General features: G+C 65.1%; 29 protein-coding genes and 1 tRNA gene. 11 read left to right on the top strand and 19 right to left on the bottom strand.

Features of this window, described 5'->3' with window-relative positions; genetic code table 11:
* Positions 1-12: 12 nt before the first annotated feature.
* From C3E99_RS19640 to C3E99_RS04935, 3 genes are read right to left on the bottom strand one after another with little or no spacing between them, the layout of a single operon-like run.
* Positions 13-819: a DUF7946 domain-containing protein gene (locus tag C3E99_RS19640; protein ID WP_158682114.1), complete on the bottom strand. Its 807-nt coding sequence runs from the start codon at positions 817-819 to the stop codon at positions 13-15.
* Between the two features lie 18 nt (positions 820-837).
* Positions 838-1,560 carry a hypothetical protein gene (locus tag C3E99_RS04940; protein ID WP_104959476.1) on the bottom strand — a complete coding sequence of 241 codons (723 nt, stop codon included), beginning with the start codon at positions 1,558-1,560 and terminating at the stop codon, positions 838-840.
* Positions 1,561-1,576: 16 nt separating this feature from the next.
* Positions 1,577-1,891: an Arc family DNA-binding protein gene (locus C3E99_RS04935; RefSeq protein WP_104959475.1), complete on the bottom strand. Its 315-nt coding sequence runs from the start codon at positions 1,889-1,891 to the stop codon at positions 1,577-1,579.
* A gap of 92 nt (positions 1,892-1,983) precedes the next feature.
* Between C3E99_RS04935 and C3E99_RS04930 the strand changes: the two genes are divergently transcribed.
* Both C3E99_RS04930 and C3E99_RS20340 read left to right on the top strand, forming a co-directional pair.
* A complete protein-coding gene (locus C3E99_RS04930) occupies positions 1,984-2,130 on the top strand; it encodes an Arc family DNA-binding protein (RefSeq protein WP_104959474.1) in 147 nt (48 codons plus the stop codon).
* Positions 2,130-3,785 carry a recombinase family protein gene (locus C3E99_RS20340; protein WP_442800480.1) on the top strand — a complete coding sequence of 552 codons (1,656 nt, stop codon included), beginning with the start codon at positions 2,130-2,132 and terminating at the stop codon, positions 3,783-3,785. The genes C3E99_RS04930 and C3E99_RS20340 overlap by 1 nt, the downstream gene beginning before the upstream one ends.
* Here the strand turns inward: C3E99_RS20340 and C3E99_RS04915 are convergent.
* From C3E99_RS04915 to C3E99_RS04880, 8 genes are all read right to left on the bottom strand, one after another.
* Positions 3,742-3,818: transfer RNA gene (locus tag C3E99_RS04915), tRNA-Met, on the bottom strand. The two genes, C3E99_RS20340 and C3E99_RS04915, sit on opposite strands and share 44 nt — an antisense overlap.
* Positions 3,819-3,871: 53 nt before the next feature.
* On the bottom strand, positions 3,872-4,435 hold the full coding sequence (locus C3E99_RS04910) for a 2'-5' RNA ligase family protein (protein WP_076074813.1): 564 nt from the start codon (positions 4,433-4,435) through the stop codon (positions 3,872-3,874).
* Between the two features lie 155 nt (positions 4,436-4,590).
* Positions 4,591-5,343, bottom strand: coding sequence for an alpha/beta fold hydrolase (locus C3E99_RS04905; protein WP_076074811.1), 753 nt, complete (start codon positions 5,341-5,343; stop codon positions 4,591-4,593).
* Between the two features lie 98 nt (positions 5,344-5,441).
* Positions 5,442-6,380 (bottom strand): endolytic transglycosylase MltG, encoded by a 939-nt coding sequence (gene mltG / locus C3E99_RS04900; protein ID WP_104959473.1) that lies wholly within the window; start codon positions 6,378-6,380, stop codon positions 5,442-5,444.
* Positions 6,381-6,545: 165 nt separating this feature from the next.
* Positions 6,546-7,808 carry a beta-ketoacyl-ACP synthase II gene (fabF, locus tag C3E99_RS04895; protein WP_076074806.1) on the bottom strand — a complete coding sequence of 421 codons (1,263 nt, stop codon included), beginning with the start codon at positions 7,806-7,808 and terminating at the stop codon, positions 6,546-6,548.
* Between the two features lie 169 nt (positions 7,809-7,977).
* Complete coding sequence (locus C3E99_RS04890) at positions 7,978-8,214, bottom strand: acyl carrier protein (RefSeq protein ID WP_003039428.1); 237 nt, start codon at positions 8,212-8,214, stop codon at positions 7,978-7,980.
* A 270-nt stretch (positions 8,215-8,484) separates the two neighbouring features.
* The gene (locus C3E99_RS04885; RefSeq protein ID WP_076074803.1) at positions 8,485-10,242 is read right to left on the bottom strand and encodes a tetratricopeptide repeat protein; all 1,758 of its coding nucleotides are present in this window, start codon (positions 10,240-10,242) and stop codon (positions 8,485-8,487) included.
* A 586-nt stretch (positions 10,243-10,828) separates the two neighbouring features.
* Entirely contained in the window at positions 10,829-11,350 is a 522-nt protein-coding gene (locus tag C3E99_RS04880; RefSeq protein WP_158682112.1) for a DUF3617 domain-containing protein, read from the bottom strand.
* 104 nt (positions 11,351-11,454) lie between these two features.
* On the opposite strand from C3E99_RS04880, the gene uvrB reads away from it, so the two are divergent.
* From uvrB to C3E99_RS04860, 4 genes are all read left to right on the top strand, one after another.
* Complete coding sequence (gene uvrB, locus C3E99_RS04875) at positions 11,455-13,641, top strand: excinuclease ABC subunit UvrB (RefSeq protein ID WP_076074798.1); 2,187 nt, start codon at positions 11,455-11,457, stop codon at positions 13,639-13,641.
* A gap of 118 nt (positions 13,642-13,759) precedes the next feature.
* Positions 13,760-14,107, top strand: coding sequence for a type II toxin-antitoxin system RelE/ParE family toxin (locus tag C3E99_RS04870; protein ID WP_234002606.1), 348 nt, complete (start codon positions 13,760-13,762; stop codon positions 14,105-14,107).
* Positions 14,082-14,375 (top strand): addiction module antidote protein, encoded by a 294-nt coding sequence (locus C3E99_RS04865; protein ID WP_067108372.1) that lies wholly within the window; start codon positions 14,082-14,084, stop codon positions 14,373-14,375. Before C3E99_RS04870 ends, C3E99_RS04865 begins: the two co-directional genes overlap by 26 nt.
* A 92-nt stretch (positions 14,376-14,467) precedes the next feature.
* On the top strand, positions 14,468-15,973 hold the full coding sequence (locus tag C3E99_RS04860; protein WP_076074796.1) for a S10 family peptidase: 1,506 nt from the start codon (positions 14,468-14,470) through the stop codon (positions 15,971-15,973).
* A 40-nt stretch (positions 15,974-16,013) separates the two neighbouring features.
* Here the strand turns inward: C3E99_RS04860 and C3E99_RS04855 are convergent, their stop codons facing one another.
* On the bottom strand, positions 16,014-16,451 hold the full coding sequence (locus C3E99_RS04855; protein WP_076074793.1) for a hypothetical protein: 438 nt from the start codon (positions 16,449-16,451) through the stop codon (positions 16,014-16,016).
* 85 nt (positions 16,452-16,536) lie between these two features.
* On the opposite strand from C3E99_RS04855, the gene C3E99_RS04850 reads away from it, so the two are divergent.
* Complete coding sequence (locus tag C3E99_RS04850; RefSeq protein ID WP_076077707.1) at positions 16,537-17,238, top strand: NRDE family protein; 702 nt, start codon at positions 16,537-16,539, stop codon at positions 17,236-17,238.
* 15 nt (positions 17,239-17,253) lie between these two features.
* Here C3E99_RS04850 and infC read toward each other — a convergent pair whose 3' ends face one another.
* The gene (infC, locus tag C3E99_RS04845) at positions 17,254-17,790 is read right to left on the bottom strand and encodes a translation initiation factor IF-3 (protein ID WP_067108361.1); all 537 of its coding nucleotides are present in this window, start codon (positions 17,788-17,790) and stop codon (positions 17,254-17,256) included.
* A 180-nt stretch (positions 17,791-17,970) separates the two neighbouring features.
* The gene (locus tag C3E99_RS04840) at positions 17,971-19,095 is read right to left on the bottom strand and encodes a penicillin-binding protein activator (protein WP_234002661.1); all 1,125 of its coding nucleotides are present in this window, start codon (positions 19,093-19,095) and stop codon (positions 17,971-17,973) included.
* Between the two features lie 73 nt (positions 19,096-19,168).
* On the opposite strand from C3E99_RS04840, the gene rsmI reads away from it, so the two are divergent.
* Genes rsmI through C3E99_RS04820 form a run of 4 tightly spaced genes read left to right on the top strand, consistent with a single transcriptional unit; the run spans position 19,169 to position 22,033 of the window.
* Positions 19,169-20,029: a 16S rRNA (cytidine(1402)-2'-O)-methyltransferase gene (gene rsmI / locus C3E99_RS04835; RefSeq protein WP_076074791.1), complete on the top strand. Its 861-nt coding sequence runs from the start codon at positions 19,169-19,171 to the stop codon at positions 20,027-20,029.
* Positions 20,026-20,376, top strand: coding sequence for a YraN family protein (locus C3E99_RS04830; protein ID WP_067108355.1), 351 nt, complete (start codon positions 20,026-20,028; stop codon positions 20,374-20,376). The genes rsmI and C3E99_RS04830 overlap by 4 nt, the downstream gene beginning before the upstream one ends.
* A gap of 43 nt (positions 20,377-20,419) precedes the next feature.
* Positions 20,420-21,370, top strand: a complete 951-nt coding sequence (gene gshB / locus C3E99_RS04825; RefSeq protein ID WP_076074788.1) for a glutathione synthase — start codon at positions 20,420-20,422, stop codon at positions 21,368-21,370.
* 54 nt (positions 21,371-21,424) lie between these two features.
* Positions 21,425-22,033 carry a DedA family protein gene (locus C3E99_RS04820; protein ID WP_076074786.1) on the top strand — a complete coding sequence of 203 codons (609 nt, stop codon included), beginning with the start codon at positions 21,425-21,427 and terminating at the stop codon, positions 22,031-22,033.
* Positions 22,034-22,040: 7 nt separating this feature from the next.
* Here C3E99_RS04820 and C3E99_RS04815 read toward each other — a convergent pair whose 3' ends face one another.
* The 5 genes from C3E99_RS04815 to rph are packed head-to-tail and all read right to left on the bottom strand — an operon-like array spanning position 22,041 to position 26,084.
* Positions 22,041-22,931, bottom strand: a complete 891-nt coding sequence (locus C3E99_RS04815; protein ID WP_076074784.1) for a tyrosine recombinase XerC — start codon at positions 22,929-22,931, stop codon at positions 22,041-22,043.
* A 42-nt stretch (positions 22,932-22,973) separates the two neighbouring features.
* Complete coding sequence (hemW, locus tag C3E99_RS04810) at positions 22,974-24,119, bottom strand: radical SAM family heme chaperone HemW (RefSeq protein ID WP_104959472.1); 1,146 nt, start codon at positions 24,117-24,119, stop codon at positions 22,974-22,976.
* Between the two features lie 31 nt (positions 24,120-24,150).
* A complete protein-coding gene (locus C3E99_RS04805; RefSeq protein WP_083675057.1) occupies positions 24,151-24,666 on the bottom strand; it encodes a DUF2239 family protein in 516 nt (171 codons plus the stop codon).
* Positions 24,667-24,724: 58 nt separating this feature from the next.
* The gene (rdgB, locus tag C3E99_RS04800; RefSeq protein WP_076074779.1) at positions 24,725-25,366 is read right to left on the bottom strand and encodes an RdgB/HAM1 family non-canonical purine NTP pyrophosphatase; all 642 of its coding nucleotides are present in this window, start codon (positions 25,364-25,366) and stop codon (positions 24,725-24,727) included.
* A gap of 1 nt (position 25,367) precedes the next feature.
* On the bottom strand, positions 25,368-26,084 hold the full coding sequence (gene rph, locus C3E99_RS04795; protein ID WP_076074776.1) for a ribonuclease PH: 717 nt from the start codon (positions 26,082-26,084) through the stop codon (positions 25,368-25,370).
* Positions 26,085-26,165: the final 81 nt, after the last annotated feature.

The raw sequence follows: 26,165 nt of genomic DNA, 5'->3' as shown, positions 1-26,165 counted from the left end.
AACAACTGATTGCTAGGCTTGGGCGCAATCCGCGAGGATAAGCCTTTTCGCTTGTCCGCTGGCGGCCTCAATTTTCGAGGCCCAAAACTTGAGTTCCTTATTAGCGGAAACCGTATTTCCATGCAGTGACCATGAGAGGAAGCCTCGTTTACTATCGGGGAAACTATCTCCCGGACGGAAAGGAATAACCTTATCAAGTTCCCTTATGAAGGCTCTTCCATTCCCACTTATCGAATTATATCTGGTGATACTGCCTGAAAATTCTTCGACATCCGGGTTCAAATCCCTCGTGTTAACCCATTCGCTAGTTGATTGATCGAAGGTAACAAGTTCGGATCGGGGCCTTTCCAGCGTAACTTTTGCGACACCATTATCAATGGCACGGTGAGCGCGTTGCAAGCTCCCCTCCATGGTTTCCGCAAGCTGATCAAAAAATGTTTCGTCCATTGTGAGCGCGACTTTTTGCACGGCTGGCGTTTCTGGTGCACGAAATACACCCGTCGCCTTTGCAAAAGCAGTCTTCATGAAGTCATAGAAAACAACCCCAGCTAATGCACCCGTTACCGGATATGCTTCTACAATTGTCACTATGTCATATAAAACACTCCCCCTGCGAGGTGCGCCGAAATACATTTCAGCACCCCGCAACGCGGTAGCGCGGGATACAATTTCCCCCGTCATATATGCGTGGACAGCGATTTGCATAGATTGTGCAAAGCCATAAAATGACGTTGCGCCATCATATAAGTCCAACCCGTTCGTTTCGACTGTATTGCCACTGAACCGCAGTTTCAGCCCATACTTTCCTAGTTCTGTCATTATCCCCCCAGTGTTTTTCTAAAAAGGCACCTCGTCATCGTCCGTATCGAACGCCGCTACCTGCTGGCGCTCCTTTTGGCGCATATCCGGGATTGCCTTGAATGGTTCGCGGGGCGGCAATAGACGCTGGCGCTCTTCATCCTCCAGCTTCTCCGTCCCAATGGTTTCCGAGATTGAATGAACAATCTTTGTCACGCTATCAAACGCGCCACCCAAGTCGTTTGCCGATGCCGCGACCAATGCCACCAGCATCATAGCTTGTGCGAGGTTGAACCGCTTTTTCGCCAATTCAGCTTCAAAATCGGCAATCTTCTCCATCAACGCCCGCTTGCGCTTTTCCGGGATATTGGCCGCGTCGATTTCCGCCTTCAAGCGCTCAATATGATGCTGGATACGTTCACGGCCCGGCCCTGAAATCGCAACGCTGTTGCGCCTGTCCCGTCTCGCTCTCTGTGTGCGTATCTGGACAAGACGATATTCCACCGCACGCGTAAACTCTGCGTATTCCCAATGGATGTTGTTCTCTTCGTGCAGGCTAAACCCAATATTGGGAATGTTAAGCTGTTCAGCTAGCGCCGTTATCTCATTCATATATCCCGCAAGATTTTCAAACGGCAGATTGTCATTCTGATCGCGTTCTTGACTTAAAAGGCGCTGGCGCGAAATGCCTTCTAACTTCGCAAACGCATCCCCATCGTCGTCCGGTAAATCATCAAAATCTTCATCTTTCAAAAAGGCCATTATTCCCCCGACGATCTTAATCGGCTTTATCGACCGTAACGACGACCTTGCCATCTAGCTCATTAAGTAGAGTATCCACCCGGCCTAACCGTTCTATGAGATCGGCAGGAACGCGGGTTTCCAGCGCCCGGACCCGCGTGCGCAACGCTTCTAGCTCGCTGGCCTGATCTACAGCCGGAGCAGGCTGACCCGCACCATCCCTAAAGCTCGCCTCCAGCCGAAACACGATTTCGCTGTTTAACGTCCGGTTATTTTCTTGGGCGGCATCCACGATCTTCCGCCTTAGATCGGCAGATAGGCGAACTTTCATATCCGGCGGTGTCTTTTCCATGGGGTAGCATTACCCCCACAGAGGGGTTGACAGCAACCCCATTCATAAATACCCGTTATGGGGTGTTTAATGCCCCATAAGGAGATCGCTAGATGAAAATCTGTGACATAAAGCTGCGCCTGCCCGCCGACCTGAAAGCTATGCTGAAGGAACGCGCCGACGCCAATCACCGGAAGATGAACGGCGAGATTATTGCCATTCTGGAGCGCGTCCTTACCAGCCAGCGGGAGGCCGCATAATGTCTGAACCCCGCCGCGCCGTCATCTACGCCCGCTATTCAACTGACATGCAAAGCGAAAAGTCGATTGAAGATCAGATAGACCTTTGCCGGGCCTATGCCGCCCGCGAAGGGCTGGCCGTTGTCAATGTCTTCGAGGACCGAGCCGTGTCGGGGACTTCCATGCACAACCGTCCCGGCATTCAATATCTGATGGAACAGGCCCAGCAGGGCCGCTTTGATGTCGTGCTGGCCGAAAGCATGAGCCGCATAGGCCGCGATCAGGAAGACCGTGCAGCCGTCCGCAAGCGGCTCCACTTCAACGGCATCACGCTGATGACACCCAGCGATGGCGTCGTTACCGCCCTGACCGATGGCATCCGCGCCGTCATTGACAGCCAGTATCTCGAAGACCTGAAAGGCATGATCCACCGGGGCATGACTGGCTTGGTCAAACAGGGGAAATCGGCGGGCGGCAAGTCTTACGGCTACACCCCCGATCCTGCCGCCAAGGGCGAACTGCTGATCGTCGAGGATGAAGCCATAATTGTCCGGCACATTTTTCAGTCCTACGCCAAGGGCGTTTCCCCCAAAGCGATCTGCCACGGGCTGAACGAAAGGCATATCAAGCCACCACGGGGAGGCGGACATTGGCACCCTTCTGCCCTTCATGGCATGGAAGCGCGGGGCAGCGGCATCTTGCGAAACCCCATCTATGTGGGGCGACCTGTCTGGAACAAAAACAGGATGATGAAAGACCCTGATACGGGCAAGCGCGTGTCGCGGCCAAACCTGCCAGAGAAACGGGTTCATCAGGACGCCCCGCACCTTCGCATCATTCCCGACGAGCTATTTGCTGCTGTTCAGGAGCAGCTTGCAGCCCGCTCCCATCGCCAGCGGGAAGAGAACATGGGGGCGCATAAGCGTCCGCAATATTTGTTGTCCGGCCTGCTGAAGTGCGATGCTTGCGGTTCGGGCATGGTCCGTTGTGGCCGGGACAAGTCCGGCAGGACCCGGCTCCAATGCTCCCTGCATCGCGGCAGCAGGAGTTGCCCGAACCCCAAGAGCTTCTATGCCGAGGACGTGGAAGCCTTGGTTATGGACAGCCTCACCAAGGAACTGGCCAGCCCGTCGCAAATCTACGAATATGCCAAATCCTATATGGGCGAACGCCGCTCCAAGGCTGCACATGAAGGCCAGCGGCGCAAGGTGATCGAAAGCCGTCTGAAGGCCATCGAAAAGGAAAACGCCAAGCTGGTGGACCTGATGATTGGCGGCATTGGCGATGCCGAGACGCTGGGGGCCAAGTCTAAGGAACTTGGCCGGGAACGAGACGATTTACGGATTGAGCTGGCCAGTCTTCCCGAAGCCAGCAACATTATCGTGCACCCGTCCGCAATCCAGCATTTCGCCCACAAGCTGGCAGGCTCCCGCGCTAAGCTGGAATACGCCTTGCACATGCTGGACGACATGGGGGAGCTTCAGGAACTTGTCCGGGACGTGATTAAATCCGTCACCCTGTCGAAGGACGAGGACGGCGCAACGGGCATCTATGTGGAAAGCTATCTGGAACCGTTCCTTGCGGAACCGGGCATCCCCCGGAAGGCCTATCGTCATCCGGGGGTTATACCGTTGGTAGCGGAGGAGGGACTCGAACCCCCGACACGCGGATTATGATTCCGCTGCTCTAACCGGCTGAGCTACTCCGCCCCGAAAGACCGCCCGTGGGCGAGCCGCGCCTATAAGCAGGCGGTCTGCGCCGGTCAATATCGTCCGCGCATGCCGCGAAAATTCCTTTCAAACGCCGTTTCCCACAGTCCGTCGCGGTAATGGTGGGCGGCGAGGCCCGCGATCGTCAGCGGCCGGGCCCGGAAATCGCGCCGCAGTTCGGCGAGCAGCTTGCGCGCCGCTGCTGGATCGGCCTTGTTCTGGACCGTGATGTGCAGGCGCGGCGTGCCGCGGTCCTGCGCGGCGAGCAGGCCCGCGAAACGGTCCGCGATGCGCGCCCGGATCTCCAGCAGGGTGGGGCTTTCGACGCGAAATGCGACGCCGCGATCGAGCAGGTAGATGTCCGAAACACGTGCCACCGGCGGCGGCGTGTCGGCGACGATGGCGCGGATCAGCCGGGCGAGTTCGTCGAGGACCGATGGCGGCAGATGATGGAACAGCGTGATATGCGCCGCCACGCGATTGCGGCTGGGCGGATAATGGGCGGTCCGCAGCGCGTCGAAGAAGCGCTGGTCGGCCGCGCCCGTCGTTGCGGTAACGACGACGGGCGCGGCGCCAGAGGCCCGGACGGGAGGGGGATTGCCCGGGTCGCCAGTCACGAGAAGGGATGGGCGCGGCGGGAGGGGGGATGGCCATCGTCCATGGGACGCCCTTTCTCGATGTCGGGCGCTTTCGGCCAATCCTTTGCGGCAATCCAATCGATTTCCTGGGTCACAATGATCGCCTGCGCCGATGAGAGCGAAAAAGCGCCCCGTTACAAACTGTTCCAGAAGCGATGCAGCGCCGCCGCGACCGCTTGCGGGCGTTCGGCGATCGCCCAATGCCCCGCATCCTCGATGACCGTCAGCGGCGTGCCAGTGCGGGCGGCATAGCGCTGCGCCACCGCCAGAGCGACATAGGGATCGTTCGCGCCCCAGATCAGCGCGCCCCGCGCGGGAAGGTCCGGAAGGTCGCGCGCCCAGTCGTGCCGGAAGCTGAGCCCCTTCGCCGAGCGGTAGAGGCGCAGGATCGCGCGGCGCTTGTCCCTGCCCGCCCATTGCCGCGCCTCTTCCTCCGCTATGGCGGCGGGAAGCCCCTGCGCGGCGAGTCCCTTCGCCAGCGCTGCCGGCCGGCTCAGCGCCATGAACAGTTCGCCGAGCAGCGGCGTGTTCCAGATCCGCGCGATGCGGTGGCCGCGATAATCGGGGTCGATCACGGCGTTCGACACCGCCCAGCTTCGGATGAGGTCGGGGCGCAACATCGCGACGCGCTGCGCGATCAGGGCGCCCCAGTCGTGGCCGACGATGTCGATCGGGCCATGCGCGCGCGCCAGCGCCGCCGCCTCCCCCACCGCCCAGTCGGCATAGGCCTCTTTCGTCGCGGGGAAATACGCGGGCAGCGGGGCCGTGAAGCCGGGCAGTGCGGGCGCCGCGACCGGCGCATCGCCGAGGTCGAGCGCGTCGAGTAGCGGGCGCCAGACCGCAGGGCTGTCGGGAACGCCGTGGAGGAAGAGTTTCGCGGTCGCCATCGTCGCTTCGCCTTTCCTTCGCCCTTCCGAACGCGCGGCCCTATCCGTACGGCGCAAGGCTGCCAGCCGTCCCGGCTTTCGCCGCGACGGCGCTTGTCCTACATCTCCCCGCGCTCGCGCCGGATCTCATACCATTTCTGCACATTGGCATTATGCTCGGACAGCGTGCGCGCAAAGATATGGCCGCCGTCGCCCTTGGCGACGAAGAAGAGATAGTCGTTGGGTTCAGGGTCGAGAACCGCCGCGATCGACGCCTTGCCGGGATTGGCGATCGGCCCCTTCGGCAGACCGACCATCGCATAGGTGTTGTAGCCGTTCACCGCCTGGATTTCGGACCGCAGGATACGACGGCCGAGCGGCTTACCCCTGGTGATCGGATAGATGATCGTCGGATCGGCCTGCAGCTTCATGCCGACCGCGAGCCGGTTGGTATAGACGCCCGCGACGGTGCGACGCTCGGCGGGGACGCCGGTTTCCTTCTCGACGATCGAGGCGAGCGTGATCGCCTCGCCCCGGTCCTTCGCCGCGGTGCGCGGGGTGCGTTTCGCCCAAAGCTCGGCAAAGGCCTTGTCCATCGCCGCCTGCATCCGCTTCAGCACCGCGGCACGGCTTTCGCCGGTGGTGAAGGCATAGGTATCGGGCAGCACGCTGCCCTCCGCGGGCACCGCCACCTCGCCCGTCAGGCGCGGTTCGGCCATCAATCGCTCCCACACCATGATCGAGGGCATGCCTTCGGGAATCATCACGAAGCGCTGCACGGTCTTGCCCGACTGCAGCAGCGCGAGGATATCGCCGGCGCCCATGCCCTTCTTCACTTCATATTCGCCGGGTTTGATCGGCTTGTCAGAGCCGAGGAAGCGCGCCCGGTTGCGGAAGGCGGACGCCGACGCGACGCCAGCCTTCTCGAGGATCTCGCCCGCCTTCGCGATGCTCGCGCCCGGCGGGATGACGACCACCGTATCGCGCGGCGCGCCGCCCGAGCAGGCGGCGAGCAGCAGCGCGAAGATCGCAATCGTCAGCCAGCGAAACGGACGCACCCAAGTCTCCCGTCAGTCCTTGCCCGGCGGCCTAAAGCCACAAAAGCCTCGCTTGTGCAGCATGCTTTTGTGTCCTTTGCGGCTTTAAGCCGGGCCCGGTCGAGCGCACGCGCCTGCTAAAGCATGGCGGCGCAATGTAGGAAAGAGGTTTCAGTCCGGCTCGAGCTACTCCTCGACCGCCTTGACGATCAGGCTGGCGTTGGTGCCGCCGAAGCCGAAGCTGTTGTTGAGTGCGGCGCGCACCGGGCGCTTCCTGGCCTCGTGCGGGACGAGATCGACGCCCTCGGTCCCCTCGTCGGGGTTGTCCAGGTTGAGCGTCGGGGGGACGATCTGGTCGCGGATCGCGAGGATGCAGAAGATCGTCTCGACCGCGCCGGCGCCGCCGAGCAGGTGGCCGATCGCCGACTTGGTCGAGCTCATCGACACGTCGCTGATCGCGTCGCCGAACAGGCGCTTGACCGCGCCGAGTTCGATCGTGTCGGCCATCGTCGAGGTGCCGTGCGCGTTGATATAGTCGATGTCGTCCGGGGTCATGCCCGCCTTCTTCAGCGCCATCTCCATCGAGCGATAGGCGCCGAAGCCGTCGGGGTGCGGCGCGGTGACGTGATAGGCGTCGCCCGACAGGCCGTAGCCGACCACCTCGGCATAGATTTTCGCGCCGCGCGCCTTCGCATGCTCATATTCCTCGAGCACGACGACGCCCGCGCCCTCGCCCATCACGAAGCCGTCGCGATCCTTGTCATAGGGGCGGCTCGCCTGTTCGGGGCGGTCGTTATAGCTCATGTTGAGCGCGCGCGCCTGCGCGAAGCCGGCGATGCCGATCGGGCAGATCGTCGACTCGGCGCCGCCCGCGAGCATGATGTCGGCGTCGCCGTCCTTGATCATCCGCGCCGCGTCGCCGATCGAATGCGCGCCGGTCGAGCAGGCGGTAACGACGGCATGGTTGGGGCCCATCAGCCCGTATTTGATGCTGACCTGACCCGAGATCAGATTGATCAGGCGGCCGTGGACGAAGTGCGGGCTGACGCGGCCGGGGCCCTTTTCGGCGAGCAACAGGCTCTCGCTCTCGATGCCCGGCAGGCCGCCGATCCCCGACCCGATCGAACAGCCCGCGCGCAGCTTCTGCTCGTCGGTCATCTCGGTCAGGCCGGCGTCCTCGATCGCCTGCCCGGCGGCGTCGATGCCATAAATGATGAAAGGGTCGACCTGGCGCTGCACCTTGTGATCGACGCGCTTCATCGGGTCGAAGCCATATTCGTGATCCGCCGGCTTCACCTCGCACGCGATCGTGCATTTCTGGTCCGACGCGTCGAAGCGGGTGATCGTCCCCGCGCCCGACTTTCCGGCGATCAGATTGGCCCAGCTCGTTTCGACGTCGCCGCCCAGCGGCGTCACCAAACCCAAACCCGTCACCACAACCCGGCGCATAGTCATTCCTTTCGTCGGGCCTCGCCTCTTCGGGGCGCGGCATCATCTTTGTCGGGGCATGCCCAAAAAAAAGGCTTCCCGGCCATGGCGCGCAAGCGCTGGGAGCCGGGAAGCCGGAAACGCGTGGGCGGCGTCGCCGCCGCGTCCGGCCGCGCCGGACCGAACGGGCCTAGCCCTTGTTCGCTTCGATATAGTCGATCGCATCCTTGACGGTGGCGATCTTTTCCGCCGCATCGTCGGGAATCTCGACGCCGAATTCTTCTTCGAACGCCATCACCAGTTCGACGATATCGAGGCTGTCGGCGCCCAGATCGTCGATGAAGCTCGCTTCCTCGGTGACTTTGTCGGCTTCGACGCCCAGATGCTCGACGACGATCTTCTTAACCTTTTCGGCCGAATCGCTCATGCACAGTTCCTTTTTTCTGACTGTCTCGTGAATGTTGGAATTTGCCCTAGTGTCCGTCAGCGGGGCTGGCAAGAGGCTGGCGTCGCGACCGCGGCCAGGCGCCGCATCGACACACCGCCCCCGGACAAGGCGCAGGCCGACCGTCGCCCCCTTTCTGCTGTTCGGCCACCTGTCCCCGGAAATAGGGGGTAGAGCCGCCGGCTTCAAGGACGAACCCACGGCCGATCGCGATGATCATGCCCCCGGAAAGCGGCGCGGGCCGTATTCCGGTCAACCGCGCGGGGTGGCCAGCACCACGCCCGAATCGCGCAGCGCCGCCGCGGCGTGCCCGACCACGGCGGGCGTAATCATGAACTGGCCGAGCACCTTTTCGGGCGCTGTGTCTTCCGGCTGCCGCGTATAGGTCAGCAGGCGCTGCCAGAGCTGGCGCGCTTCGGCCAGCCGGCCCTGCCGCGCCAGGACGATCGACCGCACGACCAGATATTGCGGCTCCATGTTGCTGGGCGACGGCATGCCGTCGAGGATGGCGCGCGCCTCATCGACTTCGCCGCGCTGCGACAGCACGAACGCAAGCGTGACCGCCGGAACCCCCGCATAGCTGGCGTCGAGCGCGAGCGACCGGCGCAGCAGCGCCTCTCCATTGTCGCCGACGCTGCACGTCAGCTTGAACAGCCCGATGAAGCCGGCCATGTCGGGATCATAGGGATTGAGCCGGACCGCGGCATTGCCCATCGCCTCCCCCGCGGCGCAATCGCCGGCATAGAAATGGGCGCGCGTGATCGCGAACAGGCCGGCCGGCGTGTTCGGACCGTTTTCATAGGCGCGCTCGGCCAGCCCGCGCGCCTCGGCGAAGATCGCCTTGCCCTGCGGCGTCCCCCGCTGCGGCCCCCAGTCACCGAACCGAAGCCAGGACAGCGCATTGAGCAGCACCGGGTCGCGCGGCGCGCGCTCGACCGACGCGCGCAGGCAGTCGCCGACCCTACGCGCCCCTTCCGCGGTGCGATTCTGCCGCATCCGGCTGAACTGGGCCAGACAGGGGTAGCCGGGAGCGTAATCGTCGGGCTGACGGCGGAGCTGGTCGCGAACGATCACCCCGTAATCGCCGGCGATCTGGGCGATCGCGGGCTCGAGCTGACCGAATTCGGGCACGTCGCCGTCATTCACCCGCACCTGCGTCGACCAGATGGCCCGCTGGTCGGCGACGCGATTGAGCACCAGCGTTACATCGACCGGCCCCTCGACCGTCCGCACCACCGAACTGTCGAGTCGGTAATCCGCGCGGTCGCGCCGGTCGTCCTCGCGGCTCCGCGCGCTCAGCAGGTCGACGAACTCGAAGCGGCGGATACCGTCGCGCAGCTTGCCGTCGAGCGCGCGCGCCAGCGCCCGCGAAACCGCGCTCTCCCCCGCTTCGGGGGCGCTGATCTCGACCAGCGGCATCGGGTCGATATTGCCCTGGAATACCGCCTGCTGCCCGCGCCAGGCCCACCATCCCGCGAGCGCCGCGAGCCCCGCCAGAACGAGCACGGCGAGCAGGACAGTGCGGCGTCCGCGCCGCAAACGCGCCGGGGGCAACGCGGCGGCTTCGTGCGAAGGCGTCGCGACCGGGTCGACCGATGCCGCGGCGGACGCTTCCGCAGCATTTTCGGCGGAGCGGGCCGGCGGCGGCGCGGCACGATGCTGGACGACGATTTCATAACTGCCCTGCGGAACGCGCAGGCGGTGCACCCAAGGCGTATCGGCATAATAGCGGTCGAGCAGGTTGCGCAGGCGCCCGACCATGACGCGGGGATAGCTGTCGAGCGAGGGATCGAAATCGTGGCTGCGCCCCAGCGCCTCGGTCGCGATCTCATAGGCCTTGGGCGCGCTCCGCGCGCCGCGCAGCCGGTGATCGGCCAGATATTGCAGCAATCGCGACAACACCGGCGAGCGAACGAACAGCGGTGATTCGAGCAGGCGGCGCAGCTCCTGTTCGACGATCCGGTCGCCGGCGTCGCTGCTCTCCGACTCGTTCGTTCCTGTATGATTCATTCTACCCTCGATGCTCCCCGACGAGCTGCTGCGGTAGATACGCCAATCCCGGAGCACGACCAGACACCGTTACGGCCATGTAACGGTAACAGATAGGCCGGAACGCGCCATGCTGAAAATTGGTTCCCGCCAATCCGGCCAAAATCCGGTGAAACAATCTTAGCATTTGGTTATCAAGTAGCGACAACCCGCTACGTGACCCCATGTAACTATCATTTCCCCGTCACCGCTGCCACCTTTCAATCGTCGCGGTGCCCCCCACAACACCGTGGTCTGGTCTGAGACATGTTCTCAGTTCGACGAATTGAAGCCGGTGGGTTGAAGAATGCGAGCTGGTCCCTGGCATTCTTCGCAACACCTGTCGGCTTCATACACTGAGACTTTGCCGGAGGGGACATAGCCCCACCTGTGCCCCCTCCGGCAGGTCCGCTCTCCCCCCTCATCACCACGATCAGAAGCGTGTCCGGACTTGTCCGGTCCGCGCCGTATCCCGCAATATCGGGCGTCGGCGCCAATCCGTCGTGCGATGAAAGGGCGCCGGCTCGTGCCGACGCCCATGGTGCTGCCGAAACGCTTCGGCTCAGCTTTAGCTTTTCGTCGCGGCGCCGGCCTGACACGGGCCGGTGTGCGTGCTGACCACCTGCATCACCATTTCCATGTCGCCGCCGGTCGGGATCTTGCCCTTGGTCGTGATGGTCACGTCGCTCTTCTTCGCTTCCATCGTTCCGGCCATCGCCATGTCCATCGTCTGGCCGTTGGCGGTGCAGGTGCCCGCGACGTCGATCTTGCCGCCAGCGACATCCTTCTTCGACCATTTGCATTCGCCGCCGTTGCCCGAACCTTCCTTGGCGAGTTCGGCCGCGATATCCTCCTTGTCGACCTGTTCCTGCGTGAAGCACTGGTCCATGCCGCTCGCGCCTTCGACCATCTGCTTCATGCCGGCCTTCATCTCGTCGGGCATGCCGGGGACCTCGAACTTGACCAGCTTGACCTCGGTCTTCCAGTTGCCTGCCTCGCGCTTCACCGGGCCGTCGCTGTTTGCCGACTTGCTGCATCCCGTCACCGCCATGGCAACGCCAAGGGCCGCGATCGTCACAAATTTCCTCATATATTCCATCCTTCTGCTGGATTGGGCGATAACCCCGATGCGATCCATTTGGTTGCCGTCACGCCACGTTGTCGTGGCAGGCAAACGATACCATATTCCTCGTGATGGCAATCCAGATTCGCACCTCGCTCGACGAAATCGACACCAGCGGCGATTATGTCCCGCACCGCCCCGCACGTCCCGACAAGGTCGAGGGCGGCAAGCGCTTCGAACTGGTCAGCGACTATCAGCCCGCCGGCGACCAGCCGACCGCGATCCGCGAACTGGTCGACACCGCGCGCGCGGGCGAGCGCGACCAGGTGCTGCTGGGCGTCACCGGATCGGGCAAGACCTTCACCATGGCCAAGGTGATCGAGGAATTGCAGCGCCCCGCGCTGATCCTCGCGCCGAACAAGATCCTCGCGGCGCAGCTCTATGGCGAGTTCAAGAGCTTCTTCCCGAACAATGCGGTCGAATATTTCGTCAGCTATTACGACTATTACCAGCCCGAAGCCTATGTCCCCCGCTCCGACACCTACATCGAGAAGGAGTCGAGCGTGAACGAGGCGATCGACCGCATGCGCCACTCGGCGACGCGCGCGCTGCTCGAACGCGACGACGTGATCATCGTCGCCTCTGTATCGTGCCTTTACGGCATCGGGTCGGTCGAAACCTATTCGGCGATGATCTTCGACCTCAAGAAGGGACAGGTCGTCGACAGCGGAGAGATCATCCGCAAGCTGGTGGCGCTGCAATACAAGCGCAACGATCAGGCCTTTTCGCGCGGCAATTTCCGCGTCCGCGGCGACAGCCTGGAAATCTTTCCCTCGCACTATGAGGATATGGCGTGGCGCGTCAGCTTCTTCGGCGACGAGATCGAGGAAATCACCGAGTTCGACCCGCTGACCGGAAAGAAGATCGCCAACCTGAATTATGTCCGCGTCTTCGCCAATTCGCACTATGTGACCCCCGGTCCGACCCTGAAACAGGCGAGCGAGGCGATCCGGCACGAACTGGCCGAACGGCTGAAGGAACTGGAAACCGAAGGACGGCTGCTCGAGGCGCAACGGCTGGAACAGCGCACCAATTTCGACCTCGAGATGATCGCGGCGACCGGAAGCTGCGCGGGAATCGAGAATTACAGCCGCTTCCTGACCGGCCGCCTGCCGGGCGAGCCGCCGCCGACCCTGTTCGAATATCTGCCCGACAACGCGCTGCTGTTCGTCGACGAGAGCCATCAGACGATCCCGCAGATCGGCGCGATGTCGAAGGGCGACCACCGCCGCAAGATCACGCTGGCCGAATATGGCTTCCGCCTCCCCTCCTGCATCGACAACCGGCCGCTGCGCTTCGCCGAATGGGATGCGATGCGGCCGCAGACGGTCAGCGTCTCGGCCACTCCCGGCACGTGGGAAATGGACCGTACGCAGGGCGTCTTCGCCGAACAGGTGATCCGCCCGACCGGGCTGATCGACCCGCCGGTGATCATCCGCCCGGTCGAGGAGCAGGTCGACGACCTGATCGCCGAGGCCAAGGCGACCGCGGCGCAGGGGTATCGCACGCTCGTCACCACGCTGACCAAGCGGATGGCCGAAGACCTGACCGAATATCTGCACGAGGCGGGGCTGAAGGTCCGCTACATGCATTCGGACGTCGAGACGCTGGAGCGTATCGAGATCATCCGCGACCTGCGGCTGGGCGTGTTCGACGTGCTCGTCGGTATCAACCTGCTGCGCGAGGGGCTCGACATTCCCGAATGCGGGCTGGTCGCGATCCTCGATGCCGACAAGGAGGGCTTCCTGCGCAGCGAAACCAGCCTCGTTCAGACGATCGGCCGCGCGGCGCGCAACGTCGACGGGCGCGTCATCCTCTATGCCGACCGCATCACCGGCAGCATGGAGCGCGCGATGCGCGAGACCGACCGTCGCCGCGAAAAGCAGCAGGCGTATAATACCGAACACGGTATCACGCCGACCACGATCAAGCGCAATATCGGTGACATCATCGCGCATGTTGCGTCGAAGGATCAGGTCACGATCGACCTGGGCGACAACAAGCCCGACCATATGGTCGGCCACAATCTGCGCGCCTATATCGCCGAGCTCGAAAAGAAGATGCGCGACGCCGCCGCCGACCTGGAGTTCGAGGAAGCCGGCCGCCTGCGCGACGAGATCCGCCGGCTGGAAGCCGACGAACTGGGCCTGCCCCCGGACGAACAGGTCGCACCGCGCGTGGGACGCTCGAACGAAGGCAAGCCGGGAACGCGCAAGGGACGCTTCGGGAAGCAGAGCAAGACGAAGTGGGGGCGGTAGGCGATTGAATTGCCGCGCCTGGCGCATGGGTGTCCGCTAGCGGACACCCGTCACGATCCGATCCGAAACTATGAATGAGCGGCGGCCAAGGACGGCAGCGGATCAGGATTGGGTTGACATGAGCGATAATGTCTCGTATAAAGGACAAGTGATCGAAGTTCGGCGAACGCGTCAGTTCGATAAATGGCTCCGCGCTTTACGGGATCGTCGGTCCCTGTTGCGGATTGCCGACAGGCTGAGGCGCTTTGCATCCGGCCATGCGGGCGACACGAAGCCGGTCGGCGATAGTGTGTACGAGTTGAGGCTCGCATTCGGGCCGGGATATCGAATCTATTATATGTGGCGCGATAGCACGCTGGTACTTCTGCTGATCGGTGGCGACAAGGATAGTCAGGCGCGCGATATTGCGAAGGCCAAGGAACTGGCAAGGAAAGCAGACAATGGGATTGAAGACGACGCGCTTTGACCCGGCCGACTATATCGAAACGGCCGAGGATATCCGTTTCTACCTCGAAGCAGCGATGGAAGGGAACGACCCCAAGCATATCGCCTGCGCCATCGGCGATGTCGCCCGTTCCAAAGGCATGAGCGAAATCGCTCGCAAAACGGGCCTTGGCCGGCAGGCGCTTTACAATGCGTTGTCGGAAAACGGCAACCCGACACTGGAAACGCTGACCGCCGTGCTGGACGCGCTCGGCCTGCAATTGTCGGTGCAACCCAAAAAGGCCGCCTGACCGCTTCGACAAAAGGACGATCCCCGCCGACGAGCGCCCTTGCTCCCCTCCCGTGCGCTGCCTAGGGTCCGCGCGCAACTGGGGAGAATGAGATGAAATCTGGTCTGTCGCTGATCGCCTTGGCGCTTGCCTTCGCAACGCCCGCCATGCTGCATGCCGAGGATGCCCCCGCTGACAAGGTAAAGGCGGAAAAATCCACCGACTATGAGCCGCAGGTTCGCACGACGAAGCTGTCGGGCACGTTCGGGGGGCAGCGCGTCGCCTATGCCGCGACGATCGGCGAAACGATCCTCAAGAACAAGGACGGCGTGCCCGAGGCCGCGATCGTCACCACATCCTATGTCAGGGAACCGCGCGATCCCAGCCGCCCGGTGACCTTCCTGTTCAACGGCGGCCCCGGTTCGGGTACCGTGTGGCTGATGATGGGCGCCTTCGGTCCGAAGCGCGTGGCGATCCCCAGCGACGCGCGCGACGACGGCGCTCCGCCCTATCCGATCGTCGATAATCCCGATTCACTGCTCGACGTCACCGACATCGTATTCATCGATCCCCCGGGCACCGGCTTTTCGCATCTGATCGGCAATGCCAAGCCCGAGGATTATTACGGCGTGACGCAGGATGCGAAGGCGGTCGCCGAAGTGATCCGCCGCTGGCTGAACGACAATGGCCGCTGGAACAGCCCCAAGTTCCTGGGCGGCGAAAGCTATGGCACGACGCGTTCGGCGGCGGTCGCCAACCAGTTGATGAACGTCACCTACAATGACGTCGGCCTCAACGGCATCATCCTGATCTCGACCGTGCTCGACTTTGCGGCCGGGTCCGACGCGCCGGGCAACGAGCTGGGCTTCATCACCAACCTGCCCTCGATGGCCGCAACCGCGCTCTATCACGGCAAGGCGAGCGCATCGTCGGTCGAGCAGTTCGTCGAGGAAGCGCGGCAATGGGCGATCGGCCCCTATGCCGCGGCGCTGCTGAAGGGGCAGAAGCTGCAGGGCGACGAGCGCGCGCAGATCCGCCGCGAGCTTTCGCGCTTCACCGGCCTGTCCGAAACCTTTCTGGAAAATGCCGACCTGCGCGTGACGCCGGGCCGTTTCTACAAGGAATTGCTGCGCGATCGCGGGCTGACCGTCGGACGGCTCGACAGCCGTTATACCGGCCGTGACTACGACAATGCCGGCGAAGAGCCCGACAACGATCCCAGCTTCTATGGCATCGACGCGAGCTATACCGCCGCGATCAACAGCTGGTCGCGCGAAACGCTGGGGTTCAAGACCGACCGCGAATATCAGTCGATCGGCGGCATCGGGCGGCTGTGGGACTGGCGCATCGGCGGGCGCGACACCAACGCCTATCTGAACGTCGCGCCCTATATCGGGCAGGCGCTGCGCGAGAACAGCGGACTGCGCGTGTTCGTCGGACAGGGCTATTACGACTTCGCGACGCCCTTCTTCGCCGCCGAATATTCGCTGTCGCGCACCGGCATCCCGCAGGACCGCGTCGAATATCAATATTATGCCGCGGGACACATGATGTATATCCGCGACGAGGACCGCCACAAGCTGGCGTCCGACATCCGCGCCTTCATCCGCGCGCGGTAAGGAAATGGACAGGGGCGCTTGATCGGCGCCCCTTTTCCGTTCAGCGCAGAACGCCCGCTGCCGCCTGTCGCCGCGCGTAGATGAAGAGCGCGATCGCGATGATCCAGACGCCAGCATAGAAGACCATGGGGAACGTCCCGAACAGGCGCTCCAGATCGCCATAATGCAACCCGAACTGATAGAAGCTGCTGACCGCAAGCCCGACCAGCGAGGCGGCGAACGCCGTCACCGCATGCCGGCTGCGCGCGAGCAACAGGATCGACCCCAGCACCGCGCCCCAGACGCCGAGCGCCCAGCCGGCGCTGGCCCATAGCGGAAAGCCGTGGAAATAGGCCTGCTGCTCGGGCGTGAAAGCGCTCAGATAATCGGCGTTGCGCAGCTTGGTCATCGTATAGTCGAACGCACCGATGGCGTTCCACAACAGGGTGAGAATGCCGACGATCCACAGATGGAACGGCGCCTTGCCCATTTCGCTCATATCTTCCTCCCTCCCCCGGAAAAGACGGAGCGATATCTATCATGTCCCGCTTGGCAAATCATCACCCAAGCACGATATGGCCGGCATGTGCGTCGTCGCCCTCGCCCGCCACGTCCATCCCGACTGGCCGCTGATCCTTGTCGGCAACCGCGACGAGTTTCATGCGCGGGCCGCCGCGCCGCTCGCGGAATGGGGCGACGGCAGCGGCATCATCGCCGGACGCGACCTGCAGGCGGGCGGAACCTGGCTGGGGGTGCATCCCGCAAGCGGGCGCGTCGTCGTCGTCACCAACGTCCGCGGCGCCCCGCCCGATCCCGGCCGTGAATCGCGCGGCGAACTGGTCGCCGACCTGCTGCGTGGTGACGGGCACTTCGCCGACCCGCAGTGCGCCGACCTCGACCGCTTCAACGCCTTCAACCTGCTGACGGTCGACCGGGGCGGCGCGCGGCTGCTGACCAACCGGCCGGAACCGCGCGTCGAAAGGCTGACGACGGGAATCCATGCGCTGGCGAACGAGCCGACCGACAGCCCATGTGCGCGGGCGACACGCCTGCGCGCGGCGCTGGCGTCAGCAACCGCGGCGGCGGCCGATCCCGAAACCTTGCTCGACATGCTCGTCGCGGACGACGCCCCGGCGCTGTTCCTGCACGGCGAAGCCTATGGCACGCGCTGTTCGACCCTCGTCGCCATCGCGGCGGACGGACGCGCACATATGGTCGAGCGCCGATACGAAGCGGGCGGCCGCCCCATCGGAACGACCGCCCTCGATTTTCGTACCGGTTTCTGAAGCCGCGGCGTCGGCCTACTTCGGCGCGAGCACCATCAGCATCTGGCGGCCCTCGGTGCGCGGATGCGCCTCGACCTTCGCGATCTCGGCGGTCATTTCGGCCACCTTCTGCAGCACGGCGAGGCCGAGCTGGGTGTGGCTCATCTCGCGGCCGCGGAAGCGCATCGTCATCTTGACCTTGTCGCCCTCGCCCAGGAAGTCGAACACCTTCTTCATCTTCACTTCGAAGTCGTGGTCGTCGATGTTCGGACGCATCTTGATCTCCTTGATCTCCTGCGTCTTCTGCGTCTTGCGGGCGGCATTGGCCTTTTTCTGGGCTTCGTACTTGAACTTGCCCACGTCGAGGAACTTGCACACCGGCGGGTCGGCGTTGGGGGAAACCTCGACCAGGTCGAGGCCGACCTCGGCCGCCTGTTCGATGGCTTCGGCAGTCAGCATTACGCCCAGATTTTCGCCTTCCTCGTCGATCACGCGGACCTTGGGAGAGGCGATGAACTCATTGTATCGCGGGCCGTTCTTCGGCGGCATAGGCGCCAGCGGGCGGCGGGTCATGGGCGGGCGTATAGCTGTATCTCCTCACATCATTTCGACAGGCACGCGGGCGCCCATGCGAAACATGGGCGGATGCGCGCACTGTCCATATAGTGAACGGGCGCGCGCCGTAAAGGCCGCGCGTGCCGATCGGGCGACACTTTCCGCCCGACTGTGGCGCCTATGCCACGCCCCGGCGCGTCACCATTTGGCCGGGGCGGGATCGACGACGCGGAAACCGCCGGCGCCCACCTCGCTGACCTCAAGCGCGCGAACCGCGATGCCGCGATTGTTGAATCGGAAGATGCCGTCGATACCGCCGAAACCGTCGGCCGCGAGCAGCCGGTTCACCGGAAAGGCGGTGCCGGGTTTCCAGTCGCGCGCGATGCGCACGGTCAGCAGCACCGAATCATAACCGAGGCTGGCGAGCCGATAGGGCGCCTTGCCGTAGCGGGCACGATATTTGGTCGCGAGCTGGCCGTAGAGACCGTCGGAAACGCTGGCGAACCACGCGCCGCGCATCGCTGCGTTGCTGCCGAGCGAGGCGTCGGTATTCCACAATTCGGTACCCAATATCTGCTTGCTGCCCGCGCCCTTGACGATCGGCACGGCGCGGATCGCATTGCCGCCGACATCGGCGATCAGCACCGCGTCCATCGCACCACCATTGGCGAGCCGCCGCGCCGCGCCGGTCAGCGCCGTCGCGGTGCGATCATAGGTTTCGACCGCGACCAGCGTCCCCCCGGCTTCGCGCACCGCGTCGCGGAACGCGGCCGCCGCGCGGTCGCCATAGACATTCTTGGGCACCAGCGCGCCGAAGCGCTGATGCCCCTTGCCGCGCGCGAAGGCGACGACGCGCTCGACCGACTGGCCCGGCACGAAGCCCAGGATGAAGACGCCGTTGCCCGCGACCCCGCTGTCGTTCGAGAAGCTGAGCACGGGCACCTTTGCCGCGCGCGCGATCGGCGCGACCGCCGCGACATCCTCGCTGAGCAGCGGACCCAGGATCAGGCGATTGCCATCGGCGACCGCCTGCCGCGCCGCCGCCGCGGCGCCGAGCGCCGTGTCGTAGGTGGTGATGCGAACCTTGTCGGCGCGCGTGTCGAGCAGCGCCAGCGTCGTCGCATTGGCGATCGCGGTGCCGACGTCGGCATTCGCCCCCGTCTGCGGCACGAGCAGCGCGACGCGGTGGCGATCGGTGTCGGTCGGCAGGCCAGGGCCCACGGTCTCGTCGGGGTTTTCGGGCGGCGGCGGCGCCGCGGGACCGCCCGATTTGGGCACGACCTGGCAGGCCGCGAGCAAGCCGCCGAGCGCCAGCGTCGCCATTCCACGCAGCAACCGGCGCCGCCGCAACGCATTGTCTTGGCGCTTGACGACGCTTTCTGCCATTTTCGGCGACATGCCGGATTCGACCATTTCTCAATCTCCCTTGCCCGGTCTCTATATCGTGGCGACCCCCATCGGCAACCTCGGCGACATCACGCCGCGCGCTGCGGCGTTGCTTGCCCGCGCCGACGTGATCGCCGCCGAAGACACGCGCGTGACGGCGAAGCTGCTGTCGCACCTGGGTTTGCGCGTTCCGATGACCCCCTATCACGACCATAGCGACGAACGCGCGCGCGCCGCGCTGGTTGCGCGCATGGAAACCGATGTGGTGGCGCTGGTGTCGGACGCGGGCACGCCGCTGATCTCCGATCCGGGGTATAAACTGGTGCGCGATGCGCGCGCGGCGGGGCGGCGCGTCACCACCCTGCCCGGCCCCTGCGCCGCGATCGCGGCGATCACCCTGTCGGGCCTGCCGAGCGACCGCTTCCTGTTCGCCGGCTTCCTGCCGTCCAAGGCCAAGGCGCGCGGCGAGGCCATCGCCGAACTCGCCGGGCTGCGCGCGACTTTGGTCTTCTATGAAAGCGGGCCGCGCCTCGCCGCGACGCTCGCCGCGCTGACCGAGGGACTCGGCAACCGCGCCGCGGCCGTCGCGCGCGAGATCAGCAAATTATACGAGGAATGCATCACCGGCTCGCTCGGCGAACTGGCCGCACGCTATGCCGACGCGCCGCCGAAGGGCGAGATCGTCGTCATGGTCGCGCCGCCCGCCGACGACGCCGTCGAAGAGGCCGACGACGCGGCGGTCGACGATGCGCTGCGCACCGCGCTTGCCGATCAGCCGGTCGCCAAGGCGGCGAAGGCGGTCGCCAAACGCTATCGGCTCGACCGTCACACCATTTATGCCCGCGCGCTGGCGCTGAAGGACGAGGCGTGAACCGCGCGGTCGCCGAAGCGCGCGGCCGCCGCGCCGAAAATCGCGCCGCGTGGTGGCTGCGGCTGCACGGTTGGCGGATATTGGCCCGGCGGCTGCGCGTTCGCGTCGGCGAGGTTGATCTGGTCGCGCGGCGCGGGCGGACGGTCGCCTTCGTCGAGGTCAAGTGGCGCGACCGCGCCGCCGACCTCGACTTCGCGATCGACGCCTGGCGGCTACGCCGCGTCGCGGCGGCGGCGGAAATGCTCGCCCCGCGCTTCTCGCGGCCGGGCGACGCCATCCGTATCGACGTGATGCTGCTTGCGCCGCGGCGTTTGCCTCGCCATCTGGTCCACGTCTGGCAGCCCTGACGCGGCTCGCCTGGAAATTCGGTCGCCCCGGAAGGAGAATGAGATGACCCTGCGCGCCGCAGTGCAAATGGACCCGATGGACGGCATCAATATTGCCGGGGACAGCAGCTTTGCGCTGATGCTGAAGGCACTCGAACGCGGCCACACCCTCTATCATTACGACGTGCGTGGCCTGACATGGGAAGCGGGACGGCTGACCACTCCGGCGCATCCGGTGCTGGAGGTGAAGCGCGTGAAGGGCGACCATTACCGGTTCGGCGACCCCGTCACCCTCGACCTCGGCCGCGATGTCGATGTCGTGCTGATGCGGCAGGACCCGCCGTTCGACCTCGGCTATCTGACCGGCACCTGGCTGCTCGAGCGCATTCGGGACGAGACGCTGGTGGTCAATGATCCGGTGTCGGTTCGCAACGCGCCCGAAAAGGTGTTCGTGCTCGACTTTCCGCAGTTCATGCCGCCGACGATGGTCACGCGCGACCTGAACGCGGTGAAGGATTTCCACGCGCGGCACGGCGCGCTGGTGATCAAGCCGCTGCACGGCAACGGCGGCAAGGCGGTGTTCCGCATCGACGAGGCGGGCACCAATCTGGGCGCGCTGGTCGAACTGTTCGGACAGGTCTGGCCCGAACCCTTCATGGTGCAGCAGTTCCTGCCGAGCGTCAGCGAGGGCGACAAGCGCATCGTCCTGATCGACGGCGAGGTCGCGGGCGCGATCAACCGCAAGGCGGGCGAAGGCGAGTTCCGCGCCAACCTGGCGGTCGGCGGCTATGCCGAAGCGGCGGCGCTGACCCCGCGCGAAGAGGAAATCTGCGCCGCGCTCGCTCCCGCGCTCCGGGAACGCGGGCTGATCTTCGTCGGCATCGACGTGATCGGCGGCGAATGGCTGACCGAGATCAACGTCACCTCGCCCACCGGCATCGTCGCGATCGACAAGTTCAACAACAGCGACACCGTGGGGATGATCTGGGACGCGATCGAGCGGCGGGTCGGGTGACGGGTTCGATGACAGACGCGGATCGAACCGCCCTCCCCTCGCGTTAAGCCCCGCATGACCGATTTCATTCTCGATCTGATCCAGGCGTGGGGCTATTTCGGCATCTTCGTCCTGATGCTCCTCGAAAACGTCTTTCCGCCGATCCCGTCCGAGGTGATCATGGGGCTGGGCGGCGTCGCGGCCGCGCAGGGGCGCTTCGATTTCTGGACGCTCGTCGCGGTCGCCGTCGCGGGGACGACCGCGGGCAACTGGGTATGGTACGCGATCGGCCGCTGGATCGGCTATGAGCGGCTGAAGCCCTTCATCGACCGCCACGGCCGCTGGCTGACACTCGACTGGCGCGAGGTCGAGCGGCTGCACGCCGGTTTCCTGAAATATGGTCCCGGCATCGTCTTCGCGGCGCGCTTCATGCCCGTCGCGCGGACGATGGTGTCGCTGCCCGCGGGCATGGTGCGGATGAACCAGGCGAAATTCCTGCTGTGGACCGCCGCCGGATCGACGATCTGGATCGCCGCGCTGGCGGGCGCCGGGCAATGGTTCGGCAAGCGCTTCGCCGCGATCGAGCAGCTGGTCGGGCCGCTCGCGCTGATCGCGATCGGAACATTGATCCTGTTCTACCTGTGGCGCGTCGTCACCTGGAAGCCGCAGCGGCCCGGCGACTGAACGCCGGTCAGGCGCGCGGGTGCGCGTTGCGGTAGATGTCGAGCAGGTGCGCGGCGTCAACCGCAGTATAGACCTGCGTCGAAGCGAGGCTCGCGTGGCCGAGCAGTTCCTGTAACGACCGCAGGTCGGCACCGCCGGCGAGCAGATGCGTCGCGAAGCTGTGGCGCAGCGCGTGCGGTGTCGTGCGCTCCGGAAGCCCAAGGGCGCGGCGCGCCGACCGCACGCTCGCGCGCACGACGCCGGGCTGGAGCGGGCCGCCGCGCGCGCCGAGAAACAGCGGCGCCTCTTTCGCGATCGGCCATGGGCAGGCCTCGACGTAACGCGCTACCGCGGCGGCAACCGCGGGCAGGATCGGCACGATCCGCGTCTTGCCGCGCTTGCCGGTGACACGCAGCGTCTCGCCGAACGGGAGCGCGGCGCCGGTCAGCGACAGCGCTTCGCCGATGCGCAGCCCGGCGCCATAGAGCAGCAGCAGTAGCGCGAAATCGCGCGCGCCCGTCCAGCCCTGCCGGGCATTGTCCTCGACCTCGTGTGCAAGATCGAGCGCCTGGTCGGGCGCGACGGGGCGCGGCAGCCCCTTGCGGACGCGCGGCCCGCGCATCTGCGGTACGCTGGCATTCGAACCGCCGACGAAGCGCAGGAAGGTGCGGATTGCGGAGAGTTCGCGCGCGGCCGACGCGTTGCCAAGCCCCCCGGCGCGGCGCGCGGCCAGATAGGCGCGCAGGTCGCCGGCGGAGAGCGACCGCAGCATCGCCGCATCGACCGCACCGCCGCGATGCTCCATCAGGAAGGCGCAGAAACGCTCGGCCGTCGCGACATAGGCGCGGCGCGTATGCTCCGACCGGCGCCTTTCGTGCGCCAGATGGGCGTGCCAGTCGCGGATGATGTCCTGCGGCAAATCCGGATTCCGTTCGGGCTGAAAGGGCTTCGGAGGGCGAGTCTAGCCGGTCCGCACCACTTCCGAAAGAATCGAGTCGAGCAGCAATATCCCGGCGTCGGTGACCGCCAGCCGGTCGCCCTCCTGCCCCATGAGCCCCTGTCTCGCCAGTCGCGCCACCGCCCCCGCATCGATGAAGGCATCGCGTGCCAACCCGCTGCGCACTTCGACGCGCGTCAGGTCGACGCCCTCGATCAGGCGCAGGCCCATCAGCATCGCCTCGGTCGCGCGCTCGTGCGGCGGCAGGTCGGTTTCGACCTTCAGACCGTGGCCGTTGCGCGCGACGGCGGACAGGAAATTCTCGGGCTTGCGGTGCCGCTCGGTCGCCTGCGCGAGTCGCCGCCCGTGCGCGCCGGGGCCGATGCCGGCATAATCGCCATAGCGCCAATAGGTCAGGTTGTGCCGGCTCTCCTCGCCGCGGCGCGCGTGGTTCGACACTTCGTAGCGCGGCAGGTCGGCCGCGCGCGTCGCCGCCTGCGTCGCGTCGAACAGATCGGCGGCAGCATCGCCGTCGGGGATGACGAGATCGCCCTTCGCCGCGAGGGTGGCGAAGCGCGTCCCCGGCTCGATCGTCAGCTGATAGAGCGACAGATGGCCGGTGCCGAACGCCAGCGCCTCGGCAAGCTCCGCCTCCCACGCGGCGAGCGACTGGCCGGGACGCGCATAGATGAGGTCGAAACTGACGCGCGCGAAATACGCCTGCGCCGCGGCGATCGCCCGCCGCGCCTCGTCGCCGCTATGCGCCCGGCCCAGAAATTCAAGGATTTGCGGGTCGAAGCTTTGAACCCCTATCGATACGCGATTGACCCCGGCAGCGGCGAGCGCGGCGAAATTGGCGACTTCGACCGAATTGGGGTTCGCCTCCAGCGTGATCTCGCAATCGTCGGTCAGCCCCCACGCCGCGTCCGCCGCCGCGATCACCGCCGCGACCGTCTGCGGCGGCATCAGGCTAGGGGTGCCGCCGCCGAAGAAGATCGACGAAACCTTGCGACCCGGCAGCAGCGCCGCCTCGTGCCGCAGGTCGGCGAGCAACGCGTCGCGCCATGCCACTTGATCGACGCGCTCGCGAACATGGCTGTTGAAGTCGCAATAGGGGCATTTCGACACGCAGAACGGCCAGTGGACGTAAAGGGCGAGCGGTTCGGCCATGGGGAGCGATATAGGGCGCGGCGCGCGAATGTCAGCCGGCGATCAGGCGCCGGATATGATCGCGCACATCGTCCGGCCACTCCGCGATCAGACCGTCGAACGCCGCGCTATCGTCGCGGTACAGCGCGCGCAGCGCCTCTTCATAGCCCGGCAGGTTGCCGCACATATGGCTCATGAAATGATAGGCGGCATCCTTGCGCTTGCGACCGTCACCGGGCGCCCGGCTCGCAGCCTCGACCAGTCGGCGCAGCGCGGCGGAGGCGCCGCCGGGCTGCTCCGCCAGCCAGTCCCAATGCCGCGGCAGCAGCGTCACCTCGCGCGCCTTGACGCCGAGTCTCGGGCGACCCACCGACGGTGCCGGCGCGGTCGTCGCGGCGTCCCAATAGTCGAGGTCGACCGGCTTGCCGGTCGCATCGTCGAAAACGAGGATCGCGCCGAGGTCGCCCGGATAGCGCTCCTCCAGCCGTTGCCGGACGATCATGCGCGACCCCGATACGAGTGATGTGGCGCCAAGGAAGGCGGTTACGGTTTGAATATCTTGTTGCATGCCGGCCGATTACACCCGGATAAAATTGGGGTCAATAATATCCGGGTAAAATAAGCGATCAGCCGAAAACACCCGCCACCAGCTTCGCAAACGCATCGGCGCGGTGGCTGATCGCGTGCTTCTCGGTCGGGTCTATTTCCGCATAGGTCTGTGGCTTGCCGGACGGAACGAAGACCGGGTCATAACCAAAGCCCAGCGTGCCGCGCGGCGGCCAGGTCAGGCTGCCCTGCGCGCGCCCCTCAAAAACCTCGGCATGACCGTCGGGCCAGGCGAGCGCGAGGGTGCAGACGAAGCAGGCGCTGCGGTCGACCCCCGGTCCCTGTTCGGCGAGCAGTCCCTCGACCTTGCCCATCGCCATATACCAGTCGCGGCCGGCCCAATCTTTTCCCGGCTCGCCCTCGAACCATTGGCGTTCGGCCCAGTCGGCGGTGTAGACGCCCGGACGCCCGCCGAGCGCCGCGACCTCGAGTCCGCTGTCGTCGGCAAGCGCCGGCAGGCCCGCGGCGGAGGCGCTGGCGTGCGCCTTGAGCAATGCATTCTCGACGAAGGTCGTGCCCGTCTCGGCCGGCTCTGGCAGGCCGAGGTCGCCCGCCGACACCGAATCGATGCCATAAGGTGCGAGCAACGCCCGGATTTCGCGCACCTTGCCCGCATTATGGCTGGCGATGACGAGTTTGCCGGGAGCGAGTTTGCGGGTCACGTCAACGCCCCACCGCCTTCGCCTGCGCGGTGAAAATCTCGGTGCAGCCGATGCGGGCGAGGCGCAACAGGCGCAGCAGGCCTTCCTCGTCATAGGTCGCGCCCTCGGCGCTCGCCTGCACCTCGACGATCTGCCCCTTGCCGGTGAGCACGAAATTGCCGTCGGCCCCCGCGGTCGAATCCTCGTCATAGTCGAGGTCGAGCACCGCGGTGCCGTTGTGGATGCCGCACGAGACGGCGGCGACCTTGTCTTCGATCGGATCCTCGGCGATCGCCTTGGCGGCGAGAAGCTTGTCGACCGCGAGGCGCAGCGCGACCCACGCGCCGCTGATCGCCGCGGTGCGCGTCCCGCCATCGGCCTGGATCACGTCGCAGTCGAGTACGATCTGCCGCTCACCGAGCTTCTTCATATCGACGACGGCGCGCAGGCTGCGCCCGATAAGCCGCTGAATTTCCTGCGTGCGGCCCGACTGCTTGCCCTTCGCCGCCTCGCGGCTGCCGCGCGTGTGGGTGGCGCGGGGAAGCATGCCATATTCGGCGGTCACCCACCCCTGCCCCTTGCCGCGCAGGAAGGGCGGCACCTTTTCCTCGACGCTGGCGGTCACCAGCACCTTGGTGTTGCCGAAGGCGACCAGGACGCTGCCCTCGGCGTGAATGGTGAAGTCGGTTTCGATCGCGATGGGGCGCATCTGGTCGGGCGCGCGGCCGGAAGGGCGCATGTCGTATGTCTCCTCGTGAAGCTGTGCCGGCGCTTAGCGGCGTTGGCGTTCCGGCGCCACCCCTGCAATGCTTGCCCCCGC

Origin of the sequence: Sphingopyxis sp. MG (assembly GCF_002953155.1) — a bacterium.
Classification (GTDB): Bacteria; Pseudomonadota; Alphaproteobacteria; order Sphingomonadales; family Sphingomonadaceae; genus Sphingopyxis; species Sphingopyxis granuli.
The sequence above is the reverse complement of the archived record's forward strand: the minus strand, read 5'-3'. Positions and strand labels throughout refer to the sequence as shown.

Coding starts and splice junctions, on each gene's coding strand:
- C3E99_RS19640 (WP_158682114.1), bottom strand. CDS start 819: ATGACAGAACTAGGAAAGTATGGGCTGAAACTGCGGTTCAGTGGCAAT.
- C3E99_RS04940 (WP_104959476.1), bottom strand. CDS start 1,560: ATGGCCTTTTTGAAAGATGAAGATTTTGATGATTTACCGGACGACGAT.
- C3E99_RS04935 (WP_104959475.1), bottom strand. CDS start 1,891: ATGGAAAAGACACCGCCGGATATGAAAGTTCGCCTATCTGCCGATCTA.
- C3E99_RS04930 (WP_104959474.1), top strand. CDS start 1,984: ATGAAAATCTGTGACATAAAGCTGCGCCTGCCCGCCGACCTGAAAGCT.
- C3E99_RS20340 (WP_442800480.1), top strand. CDS start 2,130: ATGTCTGAACCCCGCCGCGCCGTCATCTACGCCCGCTATTCAACTGAC.
- C3E99_RS04905 (WP_076074811.1), bottom strand. CDS start 5,343: ATGGCGACCGCGAAACTCTTCCTCCACGGCGTTCCCGACAGCCCTGCG.
- fabF (WP_076074806.1), bottom strand. CDS start 7,808: ATGCGCCGGGTTGTGGTGACGGGTTTGGGTTTGGTGACGCCGCTGGGC.
- C3E99_RS04890 (WP_003039428.1), bottom strand. CDS start 8,214: ATGAGCGATTCGGCCGAAAAGGTTAAGAAGATCGTCGTCGAGCATCTG.
- C3E99_RS04885 (WP_076074803.1), bottom strand. CDS start 10,242: ATGAATCATACAGGAACGAACGAGTCGGAGAGCAGCGACGCCGGCGAC.
- C3E99_RS04880 (WP_158682112.1), bottom strand. CDS start 11,350: ATGAGGAAATTTGTGACGATCGCGGCCCTTGGCGTTGCCATGGCGGTG.
- uvrB (WP_076074798.1), top strand. CDS start 11,455: ATGGCAATCCAGATTCGCACCTCGCTCGACGAAATCGACACCAGCGGC.
- C3E99_RS04870 (WP_234002606.1), top strand. CDS start 13,760: ATGAGCGATAATGTCTCGTATAAAGGACAAGTGATCGAAGTTCGGCGA.
- C3E99_RS04865 (WP_067108372.1), top strand. CDS start 14,082: ATGGGATTGAAGACGACGCGCTTTGACCCGGCCGACTATATCGAAACG.
- C3E99_RS04860 (WP_076074796.1), top strand. CDS start 14,468: ATGAAATCTGGTCTGTCGCTGATCGCCTTGGCGCTTGCCTTCGCAACG.
- C3E99_RS04855 (WP_076074793.1), bottom strand. CDS start 16,451: ATGAGCGAAATGGGCAAGGCGCCGTTCCATCTGTGGATCGTCGGCATT.
- C3E99_RS04850 (WP_076077707.1), top strand. CDS start 16,537: ATGTGCGTCGTCGCCCTCGCCCGCCACGTCCATCCCGACTGGCCGCTG.
- infC (WP_067108361.1), bottom strand. CDS start 17,790: ATGACCCGCCGCCCGCTGGCGCCTATGCCGCCGAAGAACGGCCCGCGA.
- C3E99_RS04840 (WP_234002661.1), bottom strand. CDS start 19,095: ATGGCGACGCTGGCGCTCGGCGGCTTGCTCGCGGCCTGCCAGGTCGTG.
- rsmI (WP_076074791.1), top strand. CDS start 19,169: ATGCCGGATTCGACCATTTCTCAATCTCCCTTGCCCGGTCTCTATATC.
- gshB (WP_076074788.1), top strand. CDS start 20,420: ATGACCCTGCGCGCCGCAGTGCAAATGGACCCGATGGACGGCATCAAT.
- C3E99_RS04820 (WP_076074786.1), top strand. CDS start 21,425: ATGACCGATTTCATTCTCGATCTGATCCAGGCGTGGGGCTATTTCGGC.
- hemW (WP_104959472.1), bottom strand. CDS start 24,119: ATGGCCGAACCGCTCGCCCTTTACGTCCACTGGCCGTTCTGCGTGTCG.
- C3E99_RS04805 (WP_083675057.1), bottom strand. CDS start 24,666: ATGCAACAAGATATTCAAACCGTAACCGCCTTCCTTGGCGCCACATCA.
- rph (WP_076074776.1), bottom strand. CDS start 26,084: ATGCGCCCTTCCGGCCGCGCGCCCGACCAGATGCGCCCCATCGCGATC.